We start from the raw sequence: 1,852 nt of genomic DNA on the forward strand, positions 1-1,852 counted from the left end.
AAAGAATATGGAGAATTTATAGATCAAATTGAAAAAAAAGTAGAGTATTATTTTGGAATCCAAGATGGGTATTAAATAGTGCCTCTTTTGTAGCCTTTAAAATCCAAATCTTTAGAATCTATTTCCCACAAATCAAAGCAAAATTACGCGATTCTAAAAGGGCTTACCGCTTGGGGGAATGGGAGCTTTTAGAAAATCTGCTAGGTTTAGAAACCTTATCTTTTTCTAAAAATTCTTTTGATAAAAATATAAAATCTTTTAAATTTAGCAAAAATTCACATACCCAAAAACTTAATATCAGCATTCAATCTTTAAGTCAAAGCTTTGGTGTAAGCGGTAGGTTAGATTCAGAATATTATCAAGTTAAGTATGAAAGAAATGAAGCAATGATAAAATCTAAGCCTTATGTGAGGCTAAGAGATATAGTAGCAATTCAAAAATCCATAGAACCTGGTAGTGAAGCATATAGAGAAAGTGGAATCCCCTTTATAAGAGTAAGCAACTTGAGTGCATTTGGCATAAGTCAAAGTGAGGTTTATTTGGATTCTAAAGATTTTAACGAGAAACAACTAGAATCTTTGTATCCCAAAAAAGGCACGATTTTATTTAGTAAAGATGGGAGTGTGGGGATTAGCTATTGTGTAGAAAATGATTTAGAATGCGTTACAAGCGGAGCGATTTTGCATTTAACAATCAAAAATAAAGCCCTTATTCTGCCTCAATATCTAAGCCTAGTTTTAAACGCGTTGCCTACCAAACTTCAAGCACAAAGGGATAGCGGAGGCTCTATTATCGCGCATTGGAAAATAAGCGAGATTGAAAATCTCTTAATCCCATTGCTTGACCTTAAGATTCAAAAGCAAATCCAAATTTTACTCATCCAAAGCCTAGCTTTAAGAGCAAAAAGCAAGGAGTTATTAGAGAAAGCTAAAGCAAAGGTGGAGGAAAAAATAAGCTTGCTTTAACCCACTTAGTCGCATTGTATTTGTGTCTTTAAGATTCTAAAAGGGGCAATCTATAGTATAAATCAAAAATCGTCTCAAAAAAATAGCATAAGACGCATTGAAACTTTGATTATATAGAGCAAAAGCAGTATAAGTGTTTTTGTGAATAATAGGAGACGATAAAAAGCTCAATAGCTTATGTAGTTAGAAGCCCAAAGCTTAGTGCTAGGCTAGAGAAGATATTATAGGTTAATGTGAAGCTACAAAATTAGCAAAAGCCCCTAAAGTGGCCCCTGCGATTTGTTTATCCTCTGCCTCACTTCCTCCACCTACTCCGATTCCGCCGATAAGCTTATTGCCAATAAAAAGAGGATAGCCTCCAGATACAAGGCAGATTCTAGAATCTGTGTATGCCCATTAGGGTTTCCCCTTCTTTGCTCCATTTAGCGACATCTTCAGTTTTTGAACGCGTGATAACAGATGTATAAGCCTTTCTTGGCATGAGATGAATGCTTAAAAAAGTACTTCTTTAAATCTCCTAAAAAACTTCAAATTTCCACCTTCACCAACAATGGCAAAGCTTATCAATGTCTAATTTCTGTGTTTCTCCTTGTGTTTTTTGCTTGAAAATTCACAAATTTCATCATTTAATTGCATCTTATTTTCTTTTCCAATGTAAATGAAAGGGAGATTATAGCATTTTTGTAAGTGTTATAGCATATTCCCTATCCTTTCCCTTTGGCAAAGTATTGAGATATAATTACCCAATTTATTTTAATTTCAAGGAAGTGCAGATGGAAACAATCTTACTTTTAAATGGTGGTAAGGCTTTTGGAAGTTCGGGTGGGAGGCTTAGTGAAACCTTACATAATACCGCAAAGCAGACTTTGGAATTATTAGGCTTTGAA

2 protein-coding genes are annotated in these 1,852 nt (G+C 34.3%); one reads left to right on the forward strand and one right to left on the reverse strand.

All coding sequences use genetic code 11. The features are described from left to right. The first annotated feature begins 170 nt into the window (after nt 1–170). Nucleotides 171–965, forward strand: coding sequence for a restriction endonuclease subunit S (locus tag LS73_RS09700; protein WP_199768499.1), 795 nt, complete (start codon nt 171–173; stop codon nt 963–965). Nucleotides 966–1,193: 228 nt separating this feature from the next. On the opposite strand, the gene LS73_RS10680 is transcribed toward LS73_RS09700, so the two are convergent. Beyond that, entirely contained in the window at nt 1,194–1,340 is a 147-nt protein-coding gene (locus LS73_RS10680) for a heme-binding protein (protein ID WP_081955518.1), read from the reverse strand. Between the last annotated feature and the right edge of the window lie 512 nt (nt 1,341–1,852).

Source organism: Helicobacter muridarum (assembly GCF_000765805.2).
GTDB classification, from domain to species: domain Bacteria; phylum Campylobacterota; class Campylobacteria; order Campylobacterales; family Helicobacteraceae; genus Helicobacter_A; species Helicobacter_A muridarum.